At 69.6% G+C, this 14,741-nt stretch carries 11 protein-coding genes and 1 pseudogene; 7 read left to right on the top strand and 5 right to left on the bottom strand.

Going from position 1 to position 14,741, the window contains the following annotated elements; genetic code table 11:
• Positions 1-19: 19 nt before the first annotated feature.
• The 3 genes from P8T65_RS11650 to P8T65_RS11640 all read left to right on the top strand — a co-directional run bounded on the left by P8T65_RS11650 (position 20) and on the right by P8T65_RS11640 (position 1,938).
• Entirely contained in the window at positions 20-703 is a 684-nt protein-coding gene (locus tag P8T65_RS11650; protein WP_316725344.1) for a response regulator, read from the top strand.
• Positions 704-777: 74 nt separating this feature from the next.
• Positions 778-1,176 (top strand): OB-fold nucleic acid binding domain-containing protein, encoded by a 399-nt coding sequence (locus P8T65_RS11645; protein ID WP_149827837.1) that lies wholly within the window; start codon positions 778-780, stop codon positions 1,174-1,176.
• A 3-nt stretch (positions 1,177-1,179) separates the two neighbouring features.
• The gene (locus P8T65_RS11640) at positions 1,180-1,938 is read left to right on the top strand and encodes a DUF3159 domain-containing protein (protein ID WP_184900226.1); all 759 of its coding nucleotides are present in this window, start codon (positions 1,180-1,182) and stop codon (positions 1,936-1,938) included.
• A 433-nt stretch (positions 1,939-2,371) separates the two neighbouring features.
• On the opposite strand, the gene P8T65_RS11635 is transcribed toward P8T65_RS11640, so the two are convergent.
• Entirely contained in the window at positions 2,372-3,049 is a 678-nt protein-coding gene (locus P8T65_RS11635; RefSeq protein WP_184900230.1) for a TrkA family potassium uptake protein, read from the bottom strand.
• On the bottom strand, positions 3,049-3,720 hold the full coding sequence (locus tag P8T65_RS11630) for a TrkA family potassium uptake protein (RefSeq protein WP_184900232.1): 672 nt from the start codon (positions 3,718-3,720) through the stop codon (positions 3,049-3,051). The genes P8T65_RS11635 and P8T65_RS11630 overlap by 1 nt, the downstream gene beginning before the upstream one ends.
• 552 nt (positions 3,721-4,272) lie before the next feature.
• Between P8T65_RS11630 and P8T65_RS11625 the strand changes: the two genes are divergently transcribed.
• Together P8T65_RS11625 and P8T65_RS11620 are read left to right on the top strand one after the other, a co-directional pair.
• Positions 4,273-6,351: an APC family permease gene (locus P8T65_RS11625; RefSeq protein ID WP_316725343.1), complete on the top strand. Its 2,079-nt coding sequence runs from the start codon at positions 4,273-4,275 to the stop codon at positions 6,349-6,351.
• Between the two features lie 156 nt (positions 6,352-6,507).
• Positions 6,508-7,836, top strand: a complete 1,329-nt coding sequence (locus tag P8T65_RS11620; RefSeq protein ID WP_316725342.1) for a class I SAM-dependent RNA methyltransferase — start codon at positions 6,508-6,510, stop codon at positions 7,834-7,836.
• 714 nt (positions 7,837-8,550) lie between these two features.
• Here the strand turns inward: P8T65_RS11620 and P8T65_RS11615 are convergent.
• The 3 genes and pseudogenes from P8T65_RS11615 to P8T65_RS11605 form a co-directional block, all read right to left on the bottom strand.
• Positions 8,551-9,787: pseudogene (locus P8T65_RS11615) on the bottom strand (IS110 family transposase).
• Positions 9,788-10,675: 888 nt separating this feature from the next.
• A complete protein-coding gene (locus P8T65_RS11610) occupies positions 10,676-11,575 on the bottom strand; it encodes an MBL fold metallo-hydrolase (RefSeq protein WP_316725341.1) in 900 nt (299 codons plus the stop codon).
• Between the two features lie 21 nt (positions 11,576-11,596).
• Positions 11,597-12,868: an MFS transporter gene (locus P8T65_RS11605; protein WP_316725340.1), complete on the bottom strand. Its 1,272-nt coding sequence runs from the start codon at positions 12,866-12,868 to the stop codon at positions 11,597-11,599.
• A 125-nt stretch (positions 12,869-12,993) separates the two neighbouring features.
• On the opposite strand from P8T65_RS11605, the gene P8T65_RS11600 reads away from it, so the two are divergent.
• The gene (locus tag P8T65_RS11600; RefSeq protein WP_316725339.1) at positions 12,994-13,203 is read left to right on the top strand and encodes a hypothetical protein; all 210 of its coding nucleotides are present in this window, start codon (positions 12,994-12,996) and stop codon (positions 13,201-13,203) included.
• Positions 13,190-14,581: an amidase gene (locus tag P8T65_RS11595; RefSeq protein ID WP_316725338.1), complete on the top strand. Its 1,392-nt coding sequence runs from the start codon at positions 13,190-13,192 to the stop codon at positions 14,579-14,581. Before P8T65_RS11600 ends, P8T65_RS11595 begins: the two co-directional genes overlap by 14 nt.
• The last annotated feature ends 160 nt before the right edge of the window (positions 14,582-14,741 follow it).

Genomic DNA, 14,741 nt, shown 5'->3' with positions numbered 1-14,741 from the left:
GGCACCTGAGGCGGGCCGTATGACCAGAGTGCTCGTGGTCGACGACGAGCCGCAGATCGTGCGTGCGCTCGTGATCAACCTGAAGGCCCGCAAGTACGAGGCCGACACCGCCCACGACGGGGCGAGCGCGCTCGCCCTCGCCGCGGCCCGGCACCCCGACGTCGTCGTGCTCGACCTCGGACTGCCCGACATGGACGGCGTCGAGGTGATCAAGGGACTCCGCGGCTGGACCCGGGTGCCGATCATCGTGCTCTCCGCCCGGCACACCTCCGACGAGAAGGTCGAGGCCCTCGACGCTGGCGCCGACGACTACGTCACCAAGCCCTTCGGCATGGACGAGCTGCTCGCCCGGCTGCGGGCCGCCGTCCGCCGCGCGGAGCCCGTGGGCGGCGAGGACGGCGACGTGATCGTGGAGACGGACGACTTCACCGTCGACCTGGCCGCGAAGAAGGTGAACCGGGACGGCAGGGACGTCCGGCTCACCCCCACCGAGTGGCACCTGCTGGAGGTGCTGGTCCGCAACACCGGGCGCCTGGTCAGCCAGAAGCAGCTGCTCCAGGAGGTGTGGGGGCCCTCGTACGGCACCGAGACCAACTATCTGCGGGTCTACATGGCGCAACTGCGGCGCAAGCTGGAGGGCGACCCCTCCCGGCCCAGGCACTTCATCACCGAGGCGGGGATGGGCTACCGCTTCGAGAAGTGAGACCGGGAGAGCCGGCGAAGGTCCGCCCCGCACGGGGTGCTGGACTGTCGGCGGGCCCCGGTAGGCTTTTTGTCATGAGTGCTGTTCCTCGTTCCGAGAAGCCGGCGGGCCGGTTCCGGCGCATGCTCGACCGGCTCTCCTCGTCCCAGACGGACCTGGAGTCGGAGGAGCTGCGCGAGGACGCGGACACCGCCGGCTGCACGCGCATATGTGACTGTCACGACCGACAGATAGTGACCGTTACTGGTACCTTGCGCACGGTCACGCTGCGCCCCCGGGCCGGTGTCCCGGCACTGGAGGCCGAGCTCTTCGACGGTTCGGCCGCCCTGGACGTCGTGTGGCTCGGCAGACGCTCCATCGTCGGGATAGAGCCGGGGCGCAAGCTGATCGCATCCGGCCGGATCTCGATGAGCCGGGGCCGTAGAGTGCTGTTCAATCCGAAGTACGAACTCAGACCGCTCGGACGGGAGTAGCCGGTGACGTCGCTCGACAAGCCGACGGAAGACGCCCAGCGCGGCGTCCAGGACGCCGAGGGCGGACAGGACGGCTCGCACGACTCCAGGGCGGTGACGGAGGCCGCGCTGTTCGAGGCGTTCGGTGGCGTGCGCGGCATGGTCGAGACCGTGCTCCCGGGCCTGCTCTTCGTCTCCATCTACACGATCAACAAGGACCTGCACTCGGCGGCCCTCGCGGCCCTCGGCGTCTCCGTCCTGCTGGTCGTGGTGCGGCTGGTCATGAAGGACACCGTCAAGCACGCCTTCAGCGGTGTCTTCGGGGTCGCCTTCGGTGTGGTCTTCGCGATGATGACCGGCAACGCCAAGGACTTCTATCTCCCGGGCATGCTCTACACGCTGGGCCTCGGCTGCGCGTACATCATCACGACGCTGGCCGGTGTGCCGCTGATCGGCCTGATGCTCGGCCCGGTCTTCAAGGAGAACCTGTCCTGGCGGACCCGCAACCCCGGGCGCAAGAAGGCGTACGCGAAGGCGAGTTACGCCTGGGGCGCGATCCTGCTCGGCAAGTGCGCCATCCTCTTCCCGCTGTACTGGTGGGCCGACACCACACAGCTGGGCTGGGTCCTCATCGCTCTGAAGATCCCGCCGTTCCTGCTCGCGGTCTGGCTGACCTGGATCTTCCTGGCCAAGGCGCCGGCCCCGATCGACGTGTTCGCCGAGATGGAGGCGGAAGAGCGGGCGGCGGAGGAGCGGAAGGCTGCCGCTCGGGCGGGGGACTAGGCCCTGTCGTCAACTTCCCGTCGTCGCCCGAAGGGCGGGCTGGCGGCGTCGTGGGGGTACCTCCCGGTCGAGCGCAGCAGAGACCGGGGGAGTGTGTTCTCGGCGTGCCGGGCACTGACTCGCGTACTGGAGTACTCGGGTCGGTGCCCGGTGCGTCGAGAGCGCGAGCATGGCGTCGCGGGGCAGGCGGGAACTTGACGACAGGGCCTAGGCACCCGGTGCTGGTGCGGGCCTCGCAAGGGCTGCGCCCCCGGGCCCGGCTTGTCGGCCTGAACGGCCTCGGCCTCGAACGCCGGACGGGCTGAAGGTGCCTGGATCAGGTTGAAAGGGCGCAGGGGTTGAAGGCGACGAAGACTTGGGGAGCCCGGTCGCCCGGTATGTGAAGGGGCGCCCGGAAACCTCCGGACGCCCCGTCGTCGTCGCATACCCCGCGTCAGCTCGTCGCGTCCTCGCGCCGTACCGACAGCAGGTCCTCCAGCTGCTCCTCACGCGCTTGCGCGGCCACGAAGAGGAGCTCGTCGCCTGCCTCCAGGGAGTCGTCCGAGGTCGGGGTGAGGACCCGGGTGCCGCGGATGATGGTGACCAGGGAGGTGTCCTCCGGCCACTCGACCTCACCGACCTGGGTGCCGGCCAGGGCCGACTCGGGCGGCAGCGTCAGCTCGACCAGGTTGGCGTCGCCGTGGCTGAAGCGGAGCAGCCGGACCAGGTCGCCGACGCTCACGGCCTCCTCGACCAGCGCCGACATCAGCCGGGGGGTCGACACGGCCACGTCCACGCCCCAGGACTCGTTGAACAGCCACTCGTTCTTGGGGTTGTTGACGCGGGCGACGACCCGCGGAACGCCGTACTCCGTCTTCGCCAGCAGGGAGACGACCAGGTTGACCTTGTCGTCTCCGGTCGCGGCGATGACGACGTTGCAGCGCTGGAGCGCCGCCTCGTCCAGGGACGTGATCTCGCAGGCGTCGGCCAGCAGCCACTCCGCCAGGGGCACGCGCTCGACCGAGATGGCGGTCGGCGCCTTGTCGACGAGAAGGACCTCGTGGCCGTTCTCCAGCAGTTCGCCCGCGATCGAGCGGCCGACCGCTCCGGCTCCGGCAATGGCGACCCTCATCAGTGACCGCCCTCCTCGTCGGGGCCCTCGGCGAAGGACGCCTCGACCTTCTCCACGTCGTCCGTCCGCATCATCACATGCACGAGGTCGCCCTCCTGCAGCACCGTCTGCGAGGTCGGCAGGATCGCCTCGCCCAGGCGGGTCAGGAAGGCGACGCGGACCCCGGTCTCCTCCTGCATCTTGCTGATCTTGTGGCCCACCCACGCCGACGAGGCGTGCACCTCGGCGAGCTGGACTCCGCCGGTGGGATCGCGCCACAGCGGTTCGGCCCCGGACGGCAGCAGCCGACGGAGCATCTGGTCTGCGGTCCAGCGGACCGTGGCGACCGTCGGAATGCCCAGGCGCTGGTAGACCTCGGCCCGGCGCGGGTCGTAGATCCGTGCCGCCACGTTCTCGATGCCGAACATCTCGCGGGCGACACGGGCGGCGATGATGTTGGAGTTGTCGCCGCTGGAGACGGCGGCGAACGCGCCCGCCTCCTCGATGCCCGCCTCGCGCAGGGTGTCGCGGTCGAAGCCGACCCCGGTGACGCGCCGGCCGCCGAAACCCGAGCCCAGACGACGGAAGGCCGTGGGGTCCTGGTCGATCACGGCGACCGTGTGCCCCTGTTGCTCCAGGGTCTGGGCGAGGGTGGAACCCACTCGCCCGCAGCCCATGATGACGATGTGCACGACCGTCCTTCCGGTGTCAATAGCTACTGTTCAGCCGAAACGTCGAAAACAGGGTCTCAGACCGTCGCCCAAGCTACACACGCGCGGCCCGCCGGGGGCACCCCCGTGCACCCACGGGTCACATCGTGGGACGTCGCCGGCTGATCCGCCGGACGCTGGCCCTCGTCAGCAAGCCGAGTCCGACGAGGGAGGCGAGAGCGCCGATCAGCTCAGCGGTCGCGGCCTGCATGGGGCCTCCAGGGAGTAGAGGGGGCGAGAACGTCACGGGTTCCATCGGATGCCCGGTACACACACGGCACACGGCACACGGCACACGGGTACGTACCCGGGATCCACGGGATTGCTCAGGGCGACGGGGTCCCTCATCTCGACGGGATTCGTCATATGGACGTAAGGACGCAGCCCATCACACCGAAGGACGCAGCCCATCACACCGGAGGATGCGTGACGTGCCGCACTTCGCAGTCGTCGGCGGTCCGATTTCACCCCGGGGCCCGCCGGGATTTCACCCGGATGTGCCCAGAACCAGCCGGGGCGCTTACGATCCTCTGCGTGTCCAAACTGACCGACGTGCCCAAACGGATTCTGATCGGGCGCGCTCTGCGCAGCGACCGGCTGGGCGAGACGCTCCTGCCGAAGCGCATCGCACTCCCCGTCTTCGCATCCGACCCGCTCTCGTCCGTGGCGTACGCACCCGGCGAGGTGCTGCTGGTCCTCTCCATCGCGGGCGTGTCGGCCTACCACTTCAGCCCCTGGATCGCCGTCGCGGTCGTCGTGCTGATGTTCACCGTGGTGGCGTCCTACCGGCAGAACGTGCACGCCTACCCGAGCGGTGGCGGCGACTACGAGGTGGCGAACACCAACCTCGGCCCCAAGGCCGGTCTCACCGTCGCCAGCGCGCTCCTCGTCGACTACGTCCTCACCGTCGCCGTGTCCATCTCCTCCGGCGTCGAGAACCTCGGCTCGGCCGTCCCCTTCTTCGTCGAGCACAAGGTCCTCTGCGCGATCGGCATCATCGTGCTGCTCACGCTGATGAACCTGCGCGGGGTGAAGGAGTCCGGGAAGCTCTTCGCGATCCCGACGTACGTCTTCGTCGTCGGCGTCTTCACGATGATCGCCTGGGGTGCGTTCCGCGGACTGGTCCTCGACGACACGATGCGGGCGCCCACCGCCGACCTGGAGATCAAGGCCGAGCACCAGGGGCTCGCCGGCTTCGCGCTGGTCTTCCTGCTGCTGCGTGCCTTCTCCTCCGGCTGTGCCGCGCTCACCGGTGTCGAGGCGATCTCCAACGGCGTCCCCGCCTTCCGCAAGCCCAAGTCGAGGAACGCGGCCACCACTCTGGCCCTGATGGGCTTCTTCGCCGTCACCATGTTCTGCGGCATCATCGGCCTCGCCATGGCCACCAATGTGCGGATGGCCGAGAACCCGGCGGCCGACCTGCTGCGCGACGGCACCCCGGTCGGCGACTCCTACGTCCAGAACCCGGTGATCTCCCAGGTCGCGGCGGCCGTCTTCGGCGACGGCACCTTCTTCTTCGTCGTCCTGGCCGCCGCCACCGCGCTGGTCCTCTTCCTGGCCGCGAACACCGCGTACAACGGCTTCCCGCTGCTGGGCTCGATCCTCGCCCAGGACCGCTACCTCCCGCGCCAGTTGCACACCCGCGGCGACCGCCTCGCCTTCTCCAACGGCATCGTGCTCCTCGCGGGCGCCGCCGTCCTCCTGGTGTGGATCTACGGCGCCGACTCCACGCGTCTGATCCAGCTCTACATCGTGGGCGTCTTCGTCTCCTTCACGCTCAGCCAGACGGGCATGGTCCGGCACTGGAACCGCCATCTGCGCACCGAGAAGGACCCGGCCAAGCGGCGCCACATGGTCCGCTCCCGCGCGATCAACACCTTCGGCGCCTTCTTCACCGGGCTGGTCCTGATCGTCGTGCTCGGCACCAAGTTCACGCACGGCGCCTGGGTGGCCCTGCTCGGCATGGTGATCTTCTACGCGACGATGACGGCCATCCGTAAGCACTACGACCGGGTCGCCGCGGAGATCGCGGCGCCGGACGGCCCGAGCGACGACGTCGTCCGGCCGTCGCGGGTGCACTCCGTGGTGCTGATCTCCCGGATCCACCGCCCCACCCTGCGCGCCCTCGCCTACGCCAAGCTGATGCGCTCGCACACGCTGGAGGCGCTCAGCGTCAACGTCGACCCGGCGGAGACCAAGGCGCTCCAGGAGGAGTGGACGCGGCGTGGCATCGACGTGCCGCTGAAGGTCCTCGACTCGCCGTACCGCGAGGTCACTCGGCCTGTGATCGAGTACGTCAAGGGGCTGCGCAAGGAGTCCCCGCGCGACGCGGTGTCGGTGATCATCCCCGAGTACGTGGTCGGCCACTGGTACGAGCACCTCCTGCACAACCAGAGCGCGCTCCGGCTCAAGGGCCGGTTGCTCTTCACGCCGGGTGTCATGGTGACCTCCGTGCCCTATCAGCTGGAGTCCTCCGAGGTCGCCAAGCGCCGGGCGCGCAAGCGGCAGGACTGGAGTGCGCCGGGGTCGGTACGGCGCGGTCCGGCGAACGAGCGCCCCAAGGAGTCACCGGCCAAGACTTCGGCCAAGGCTTCGGACAAGGCCCCGGACTAGCCCCGGACAAGTCCTCGGCCGACAAGAGCTGACCCGGCGGGACCGGGGCGCGCCCGCGAGTCCCCGCTCGTGGTAAACGGTCGGACAGCACCCACGTAGACTGGTGGGCTGTTGTCCGGCCGTTTTCGCTTTCCTCTCTTCTGGAGTCACCCCACCATGCAGGCAGAACCGAAGAAATCGCTGGTGGGAGAGGAGTACGAGGTCGAGGTGGGCCCCGTCGCCCACGGCGGCCACTGCATCGCCCGTACCGCCGAGGGGCAGGTCCTCTTCGTCCGGCACGCGCTGCCCGGTGAGCGGGTCGTGGCGCGGGTGACCGACGGGGAGGAGGGCGCGCGCTTCCTGCGGGCGGACGCGGTCTCGATCCTGTCGGCCTCCAAGGACCGCGTCGAGGCGCCCTGTCCCTACGCCGGCCCCGGCCGCTGCGGCGGCTGCGACTGGCAGCACGCCAAGCCGGGCGCCCAGCGCCGCTTCAAGGGCGAGGTCATCGCCGAGCAGCTGCGGCGCCTCGCGGGTCTCACCCCCGAGGAGGCGGGCTGGGACGGCACGGTGATGCCGGCCGAGGGCGACAAGGTCCCGGCGGGCGAGGTCCCCGCGTGGCGTACGCGGGTGCAGTACGCGGTGGACGAGTCGGGGCACGCCGGTCTGCGCCGTCACCGCTCGCACGAGGTCGAGCCGATCGACCACTGCATGATCGCGGCACCGGGCGTGTCCGAGCTGGGCATCGAGAAGCGCGACTGGACGGGCATGGCGTCGATCGACGCGATCGCGGCGACGGGTTCGCAGGACCGTCAGGTCATCCTCGAACCGCGGCCGGGGGCGCGTCTGCCGATCGTGGAGCTGGACAGGCCGGTGTCCGTGATGCGGGTCGAGGAGAAGGACGGGGGCGTGCACCGCGTCCACGGGCGCCCCTTCGTCCGTGAGCGCGCCGACGACCGTACGTACCGGGTGGGCAGCGGCGGCTTCTGGCAGGTCCATCCCAAGGCCGCGGACACCCTCGTCAAGGCCGTCATGCAGGGCCTGCTGCCCCGCAAGGGCGACATGGCGCTGGACCTCTACTGCGGTGTCGGGCTGTTCGCGGGCGCCCTCGCCGACCGCGTCGGTGACAAGGGTGCGGTCCTCGGCATCGAGTCCGGCAAACGGGCGGTCGAGGACGCGCGGCACAACCTCGCCGAGTTCGAGCGGGTGCGGATCGAACAGGGCAAGGTCGAGGCGGTGTTGCCGCGTACGGGGATCACGGAGGTGGACCTCATCGTCCTGGATCCGCCGCGTGCGGGGGCGGGCCGCAAGACCGTCCAGCACCTCGCGTCCCTGGCGGCCCGCCGCATCGCGTACGTGGCCTGCGATCCGGCCGCGCTGGCACGCGACCTGGGGTACTTCCGGGAGAGCGGGTACCGGGTGCGGACGCTCAGGGCGTTCGATCTGTTTCCGATGACCTCGCACGTGGAGTGCGTGGCGATTCTTGAGCCTGCCCAAAAGGGGTTCTGACCTGCGGTTTTATCGGGTTCTTCAGGTGTGCTCGGCGGTGCTCGACCTGTTTCCCGAAGTTCACCGCGTGGAGCCTGTTGTAGGTAGTCGCCGCGTGGCTCACCTGCGGTTTCACAACGGGAGCGTGAGTCCAGAACGCTCTGCTCAACTCCGTCAGGGACGGGTTCAAGAAATGTCTTGACGCTCGTTCGACGCTGTTCCTGACGGAGTGTGAGGTGGTCGTGCTAGGACCGGATGGCGCGGGCCAATCGACTTTTCGGGCTCAGCCCGTCGAGTAGCGCGTTAGGTCTGCTCTATGGACTTGAGCTATACGGCGACAGGTCTCGGATAGACGTGTGCTGATTGCGCTGGCCTCGTTACCCTGTGTCGCAGGGAGTGCCGAGGTTCGTGGGGCGGAGATGAGCGGGATGCGGTGCGTCGAACGGAGGGCCCGACTTCATCGGGTGCGCCAGCCGGTCAGCCCGAAAGCCCACAAGCGCGCCTGCCGAGCCAATGGGCCCTGCTGGGGCACTTGGCCGTGGCAACCTGTTCCGTTCCGGAGAGGAGGGATGTGCTGTGCGTCATGACGCTCGTTTGACACTCTGGGCTCCTGCAGACGGGATAGCGAGCCGAGAAATGGCCTCTGACGCGTAAATAGGTCCAGGTCAGGGTGGGTGTGGGCAGGGCTGGGTGCCCGGTGGTCGTCGCGGCCGCCGGGTGCTTGGTCGTGGGTAGTCAGGCTGCGCCTTCGATCGGGTTGAGGGTGACGGTGTAGCCGAGTTGGTTGAGCTGGTTGATCGCTCGGCGGGTGGCGCGTTCTGGGTCGCGTTGGGTGAAGTAGGTGCCGCCGAGTTCCTGGTAGGGGACGTCGTCGGTGAGCATGTGCCAGATCACGGTGATGATCGAGTGCTCGATGGCGACCAGTGCCCTGAGCGGGCCGCGGCGGGCGGTCAGCCGCTTGTAGCGGGCCTGCAGGTAGGTGTCCTTGGTTCTCACCGCGCCGAACGCCGCGAGGCCGAGGGCGCCTTTGGGATACGGGTTGCCGGGCCTGACCCTTGGTGCGGCCGGCGGACTCGTGGTGGCCGGGGCAGACCCCGGCCCAGGAGGCGAGGTGACGGGCCGAGGCGAACCGGCTCATGTCCCCGCCGGTCTCAGCGATGATCACTTCGGCGACCGCCCGGTTGATCCCGGGGATGGTGTCGAGCAGGTCCAGGGCGCCTCGAAAGGGGGCCATCGCCTCTTCGATCCGCTCGTCCAGTTGCCCGATCATGGCGGTGAGCTGGTCGTACTGATCCAGATGCAGGCGGGCCAGGAACGCGTGATGTTCGCGGAAGCGCCCGGTCAGGGCCTCGGTCAGTTCGGGGATCTTGTTGCGGAGCCTGCGCTTGGCCACCTCCGCAAGCAGTTGCGGATCATGTTCCCCGGCGATGAGGGCTTCGAGCATGGCCCGGCCGGAGACCCCCATGATGTCGGAGGCGACCGCGGAGAGTTTGATGCCGGTGTCCTCCAGCAGCTTCTCCAGCCGCTGGAGCACCCGGCCGCGTTCACGGGTGGCGGTGGTCCGGGCCCGGGTCAGGTTCCGTAGTTCACGGACCGGCTCGGGCGGCACGAAGGAGGGCCTCACCAGGCCGTGGGCGCCGAGCTGGGCCAGCCAGGCTGCGTCCGAGACGTCCGTCTTGCGGCCGGGGAGGTTCTTGACCTGCCGCGCGTTGACCAGGATCACGTTCAAGTCCTCGGCCAGCAGGTGGTAGAAGGGCTTCCAGTAGTCCGAGGTCGCCTCGATGACCACCAGCGTCACCCGCGCGGCAAGCAGGTGATCCCGCAGGGCCAGGACCGCATTCGTCGTCGACCCCCATGTCGTGGTCTCGGTCGTGAAGGATCCCCGCCGCTTGGTACTCGGCGTGCGGACACAGGCCTTGGCGTCCTTCTTGCTGATGTCGAGGCCGGCGCAGCGTTCGTGCAGCACATCCACGGCCTTGCTCCCTCCCTCGCCGGACAGCCGGGTGCGCCGTTCCGGGAGGACCAGGGCGAATCAGGAATTCTGACGCACGTGCTTCGCAGCAGCACTCCACGGTTCCCGTGGGCGGTCCCCAGCACCATGCTGACCTGCGAGCTCGCCGGCATCACAGAGGCTTCGGTTTCGGCCGGAACGAACCAGCTCAGCGTCCCGTACCCCCATCAGCCCACGTCAGGGCAGACAGAAGCACCCCCGGCGCGCGCCACGGCATTTACCACGCCCCCGGCGCGCACCGAAGGTGCGCTGGATCGCTGACCTGCATGTTCTCTGGAGTGGCCCAGGCCGCACGTCATTCCGATGACGTCGCACGTGGAGTGCGTGGCGATTCTTGAGCCAGCTCAGAAGGGGATCTGAGCTGCGGTTCTCTTGGGTTCCTCAGGTGCGGCCAGTCGTGCGCGACCTGTTACCCTAAGTGCACGGTGCGGAGACTCACCGCAACCTCCTCGGCCGCCGCCGACCTGGTGTTCCACCCGTCATGCGAGGCGGCTGATCCGGCTCGGACGGCCCGGCCTCACGTCTGTGGCATCTGGTCTTGACGCTCGATGGACGCTCGTCCTGACGGCAGGTCGGTGAGGCTGCCGCCGGACGCGCCGGACGCACTGTGGGAGTCCGCGGGGCGGGGTGCACGTACGCCGATCACCCGACCAGGACCGGACTGCGCCCACGGCCGGAGCCATCTGGGGAAACCCGTCTCCGACACACGAGACGAGCACGCCGACCACGCGGGCGTCGTTCCGGTCTGGCCCGCACGGCCCACAGGTCGAGGCTGATGAAGCGGCCGTGGGCGTCGGCCCGCGGCGCCGCCGAGCCTGTCGGGCCCCGGCGCCCCCGTCGGCCTGCAAGTCAGGTCGTCGGATCTGGCCGCAGCCGGTAGGCGTCCCCGTGCGCGACGACACGGCCGGCTGTGGGCGGGGCGAAGTGGGTGCCGAGGAGGAGGGTGTCCGTGCCGGCGAGGGAAGCGAGCAGTTCACCGCGGGTGGTCTCGGACTGCTGTGGGTCGATGTCCACGCAGGCGCCGATGGCGGGGTGGGCGAGTTGTACCGGGTGGTGGATGCAGTCACCGGTGATCAGCGCCGTTTCGCCCTGACTGTTCAGTTCGACCGCGACATGGCCGGGGGTGTGGCCGGGGGTGGGGACCAGGCTGAGGCTCGGGGTGATGTGCACGCCCTCGGCCGGGACGTCGACCAGGTCGAGCAGACCGGCCTGCTCGACCGGGATCACCGAGTCGCGGAACATCTGGCGGCGTGCCTCCTCCATGTCGTACGCGGCCCAGAACTCCCTTTCGGCGCGTGCGGTGAGGTAGCGCGCCTCGGGGAACGTGGGAACCCACTCGTCGTCCACCTTCCGGGTGTTCCAGCCGACGTGGTCGGCGTGCAGGTGGGTGAGGACGACCAGGTCGATGGAGTCGGGCGGGAAGCCTGCGGCGGTCAGACGCTCGGGGAAGTCGGTGCGCAGGTCGTGCCAGGCCGGGTTGGCCCGTTCCTTGCCGTTGCCGATGCCGGTGTCGACGAGTACGCGCAGCCCGTCCACGGCGAACGCGAAACTGTGGCTGTCGATGCGGAGGATGCCGTCATCGCCGGCGAAATGGGGGCGCAGCCAGTCCTGACCGGCCACCACCTCAGGAGTGGCGCCGGGCAGCAGCCAGGGTCCCGTGGCGGGCGGCAGCGGTGTCTCGTCGATGCGGTGGACGGTGATGTCGCCCACGGCCCAGGAGGGGATGGGGGTGTCCGAAAGAGTCTGCATGATGTGTCTTTTCCAATGCTCTCAGCGGAGAGGACGGTTGCGCGGGCTGCTGCAGGGACCTGTTCGGGTTCGTGACACGGCGAGCGCTGTGAGGGCCGCTGCGGCGAGGAGTGCGGCGACGACGGCGTAGGCGTGCGAGGTGGTCCTGAGCCCGTAGCACTGGGTGGCGGCCCCCGCGGCGATGGCGGGCAGGCTCATGGAGAGGTAGCTCAGAACGTAGTAGGCGGCCAGCGTCGCGGCGCGGTACTGCTCGTCGAGCGAGGCGAGAAGCATGCGAAGTACCCCTTGGGAGACGGCCCCGAAGGCCGCTCCGGCCAGGGCCGCGCCGCCGTGGACGGCCGGCAGCCCAACGCCGTGCAGACCACTCAGGGTCATGATCGTGGCGGGCAGGACGACGATGCATCCGCCGATCGCGCTGGTGAGGGGATCGGTGCGGCGCAGAACCCACATGGTGAGTGCGGCTGCGGCGCTGAAGGTGAAGAAGACCATGCCGAGGGCTGCCTGCGGGGCGGCGGGGGTCACCAGGCGCACGAGGGTCGGCCCGAGGGAGGAGTAGAAGCCGCCGAGTGCCCAGATCGCGACGATCGCGGTGCCGGTGGTCAGCAGGGTGCGGCGCACCGCGGGCGGTACACCGAGCCGCGGGCGCAGCGATCGGAGCGCGCCTGCCCGGCGGTCGACTGTCTCCGTGGTGAAGGCGACGGCGATCGCCTGGGCGGTGAACAGCGCTGCCATCAGTGCGTAGACGGTGGCCGTGGGGGCGGGGGCGAAGCGGACGAGGAGGGTGGAGGTGAGGACGCCCGCGGCCATGCCGGCGACCGGGGCGATGGTGTTGGTCAGGGCGGACCGACCGGGACGCCGCGGGTTCTCCAGGTCGAGGAGGGCCGCGCCCGCGGTGCTGGTGGCCACGCCGGTGGCCACTCCTTGCAGGAGGCGGGCCGCTGTCAGGGTGTCCGCGCCGTCCGCCGAGGCGAGGAGAACCATGGCGACGGCCTGCGTTCCCAGGGCACCTGCCAGGACGGGGCGTCGTCCCAGATGGTCGGAGAGCGTGCCGGTGGTGAGAAGGGCCGACAGCAGCGCCAGGGAGTAGGCGCTGAAGACCACCGTGACGGCGAGCGCCGAAAGGCCCCACTGGTCCTGATAGAGGGGGTACAGCGGTGTCGGGGCACTGGATGCCGCCAGAAGGGCCACGAGTACGGACGCGTCCAGACCGAAGGAGACGGCACGGTTCTTCCCGTGCGCGCGGCTGTCCCCCACAGGGCAGTGCGCGACTGGGCCGGACATGACGTCAGGCATGGAACCCCTCCCTTAAGGCAATGCGTTTGCTTTAAGGGAGGGTAGGTTCTACAGTCGACCTAACGCAAATCATTAGCTTTTGGTGTGGTGCGCCTCGTCGCTCCAGGCCCGACCAGGGGAGATCCATGTCCTCCGCCGGACTCACACCGCCCGAGGCAGCCCGCTGGGCCGCCCGTGCCGGGCTTCCGTTGCCCGACGACCGCCACTCGGTTGTCGCGGTCACCGCCGACCACATCCACTCCGTCGTCGCGGTCCTGCGCGAGCTGGACTTCGGTGACACCCCGCCCGCCGGTGCCTTCCATGCGGAGGGGGAGAAGCACGATGCAGCCCTATGAGTTGTCCCTCGCCGCCGCCGCGCAGGAGATCCGGGAGCGACGGCTGTCCCCGGTCGAGCTGGTCGACTCGGTCCTCCATCGCATCGAGCAGGTGGAGCCGCACGTTGCGGCCTACGTCGCGGTTTCCGCTGATCAGGCCCGCCGAACCGCTCGTGAGGCCGAGCGCGAAGCCGCACAGGGCGCCTACCGGGGCCCTCTGCACGGGATCCCGGTAGGAATCAAGGACTTGATCGATGTCGTCGGCGTGTCCACCACGGCAAGCTCCAGGACCCGGGCCGGTCATCGCGCGGCATCCGACAGCGCGGTCGCCGCGAGTCTGCGGGCGGCCGGCGCGATCCTGATCGGCAAGACGCACACCCACGAGTTCGCCTACGGGCTGACCACCCCGCAGACCAACAACGCCTGGGACCGAGGGAGGGTCGCCGGTGGCTCCAGCGGCGGCTCCGCCGTCGCCGTGGCCTCCGGTGCGGCGACATTCGCCCTCGGCACCGACACCGGCGGATCGATCCGGGTGCCCGCCACCCTGAACGGGGTGGTCGGCCTCAAGCCGACGTACGGACTCGTGCCCCGTCACGGCGTCACGTCGCTGTCCTGGTCGCTCGACCACGTCGGCCCGATCACCCGTACCGTCGACGACACGGCCGTGGTCCTGACCGCCATCGCCGGGCACGACGCTCGCGACCCCGCCTCGGTGGCCGTCCCCGGCGCCGACTATCGGCCGAGCCCCGACCCGGACCTGACGGGAGTGCGCGTCGGTGTGCCTCGCACCTACTACTTCGAACACGTCGACGTGGAAGTCGTGGCCGCCGTCCGCCGCGCCATCGCGCAGCTGGAGGCGCTCGGCGCCCGGCTCATCGAGATCGACATCCCGATGACCCGCTACATCCAGGCCACCCAGTGGGGCCTGATGGTGCCGGAGGCCACCGCGTACCACGAAAGCACCCTGCGTACCGTCCCCGAGTTGTACCAAGCGGATGTCCGGATCCTCCTGGAGGCCGGCGAGCTGATGGGCGCGGGCGACTACCTCCGCGCGCAGCGCGCCCGGACGCTGATGCGCGACGCATGGGCCCGCGTCCTGAAGGAGGTCGACGTGATCGCCGCCCCCGCGGTCCCCATGGCCGCGGTTCCGTCGGGCCAGGAGAGCGTCACCTGGCCCGACGGCACGGTCGAGAGCGTCTCCGACGCCTATGTGCGCCTCTCCTCCCCGGCCAACATCACAGGAGTACCCGCACTCTCCGTCCCGGTCGGCAGAGACACGGCAGGCATGCCCATCGGCATGCAGTTGCTCGGGCGGCCCTTCGCCGAGCGGACGCTGCTGCTGGTGGGCCACGCATACGAGCGGACGCAGCCCGCCCGATCGCTCGCACCCGTCACGTGAGGGCGGCGTGCCGGCCCGGGCCGGAAAGTTCCGGCACGGCCCGCACACCGCTCGACTCCGGCGGGATCAGGGCCGGATGCCCGCCACCATGAGATCGGCGAGGACCCCGGCACAGCCGTCGGGCAGGCTTCGCCCTTTGCCGCGGAGGCGGTGCCGACGT

It is taken from the genome of Streptomyces sp. 11x1, from assembly GCF_032598905.1.
GTDB lineage: Bacteria > Actinomycetota > Actinomycetes > Streptomycetales > Streptomycetaceae > Streptomyces.
This window is presented reverse-complemented; position numbering and strand designations above follow the sequence as displayed.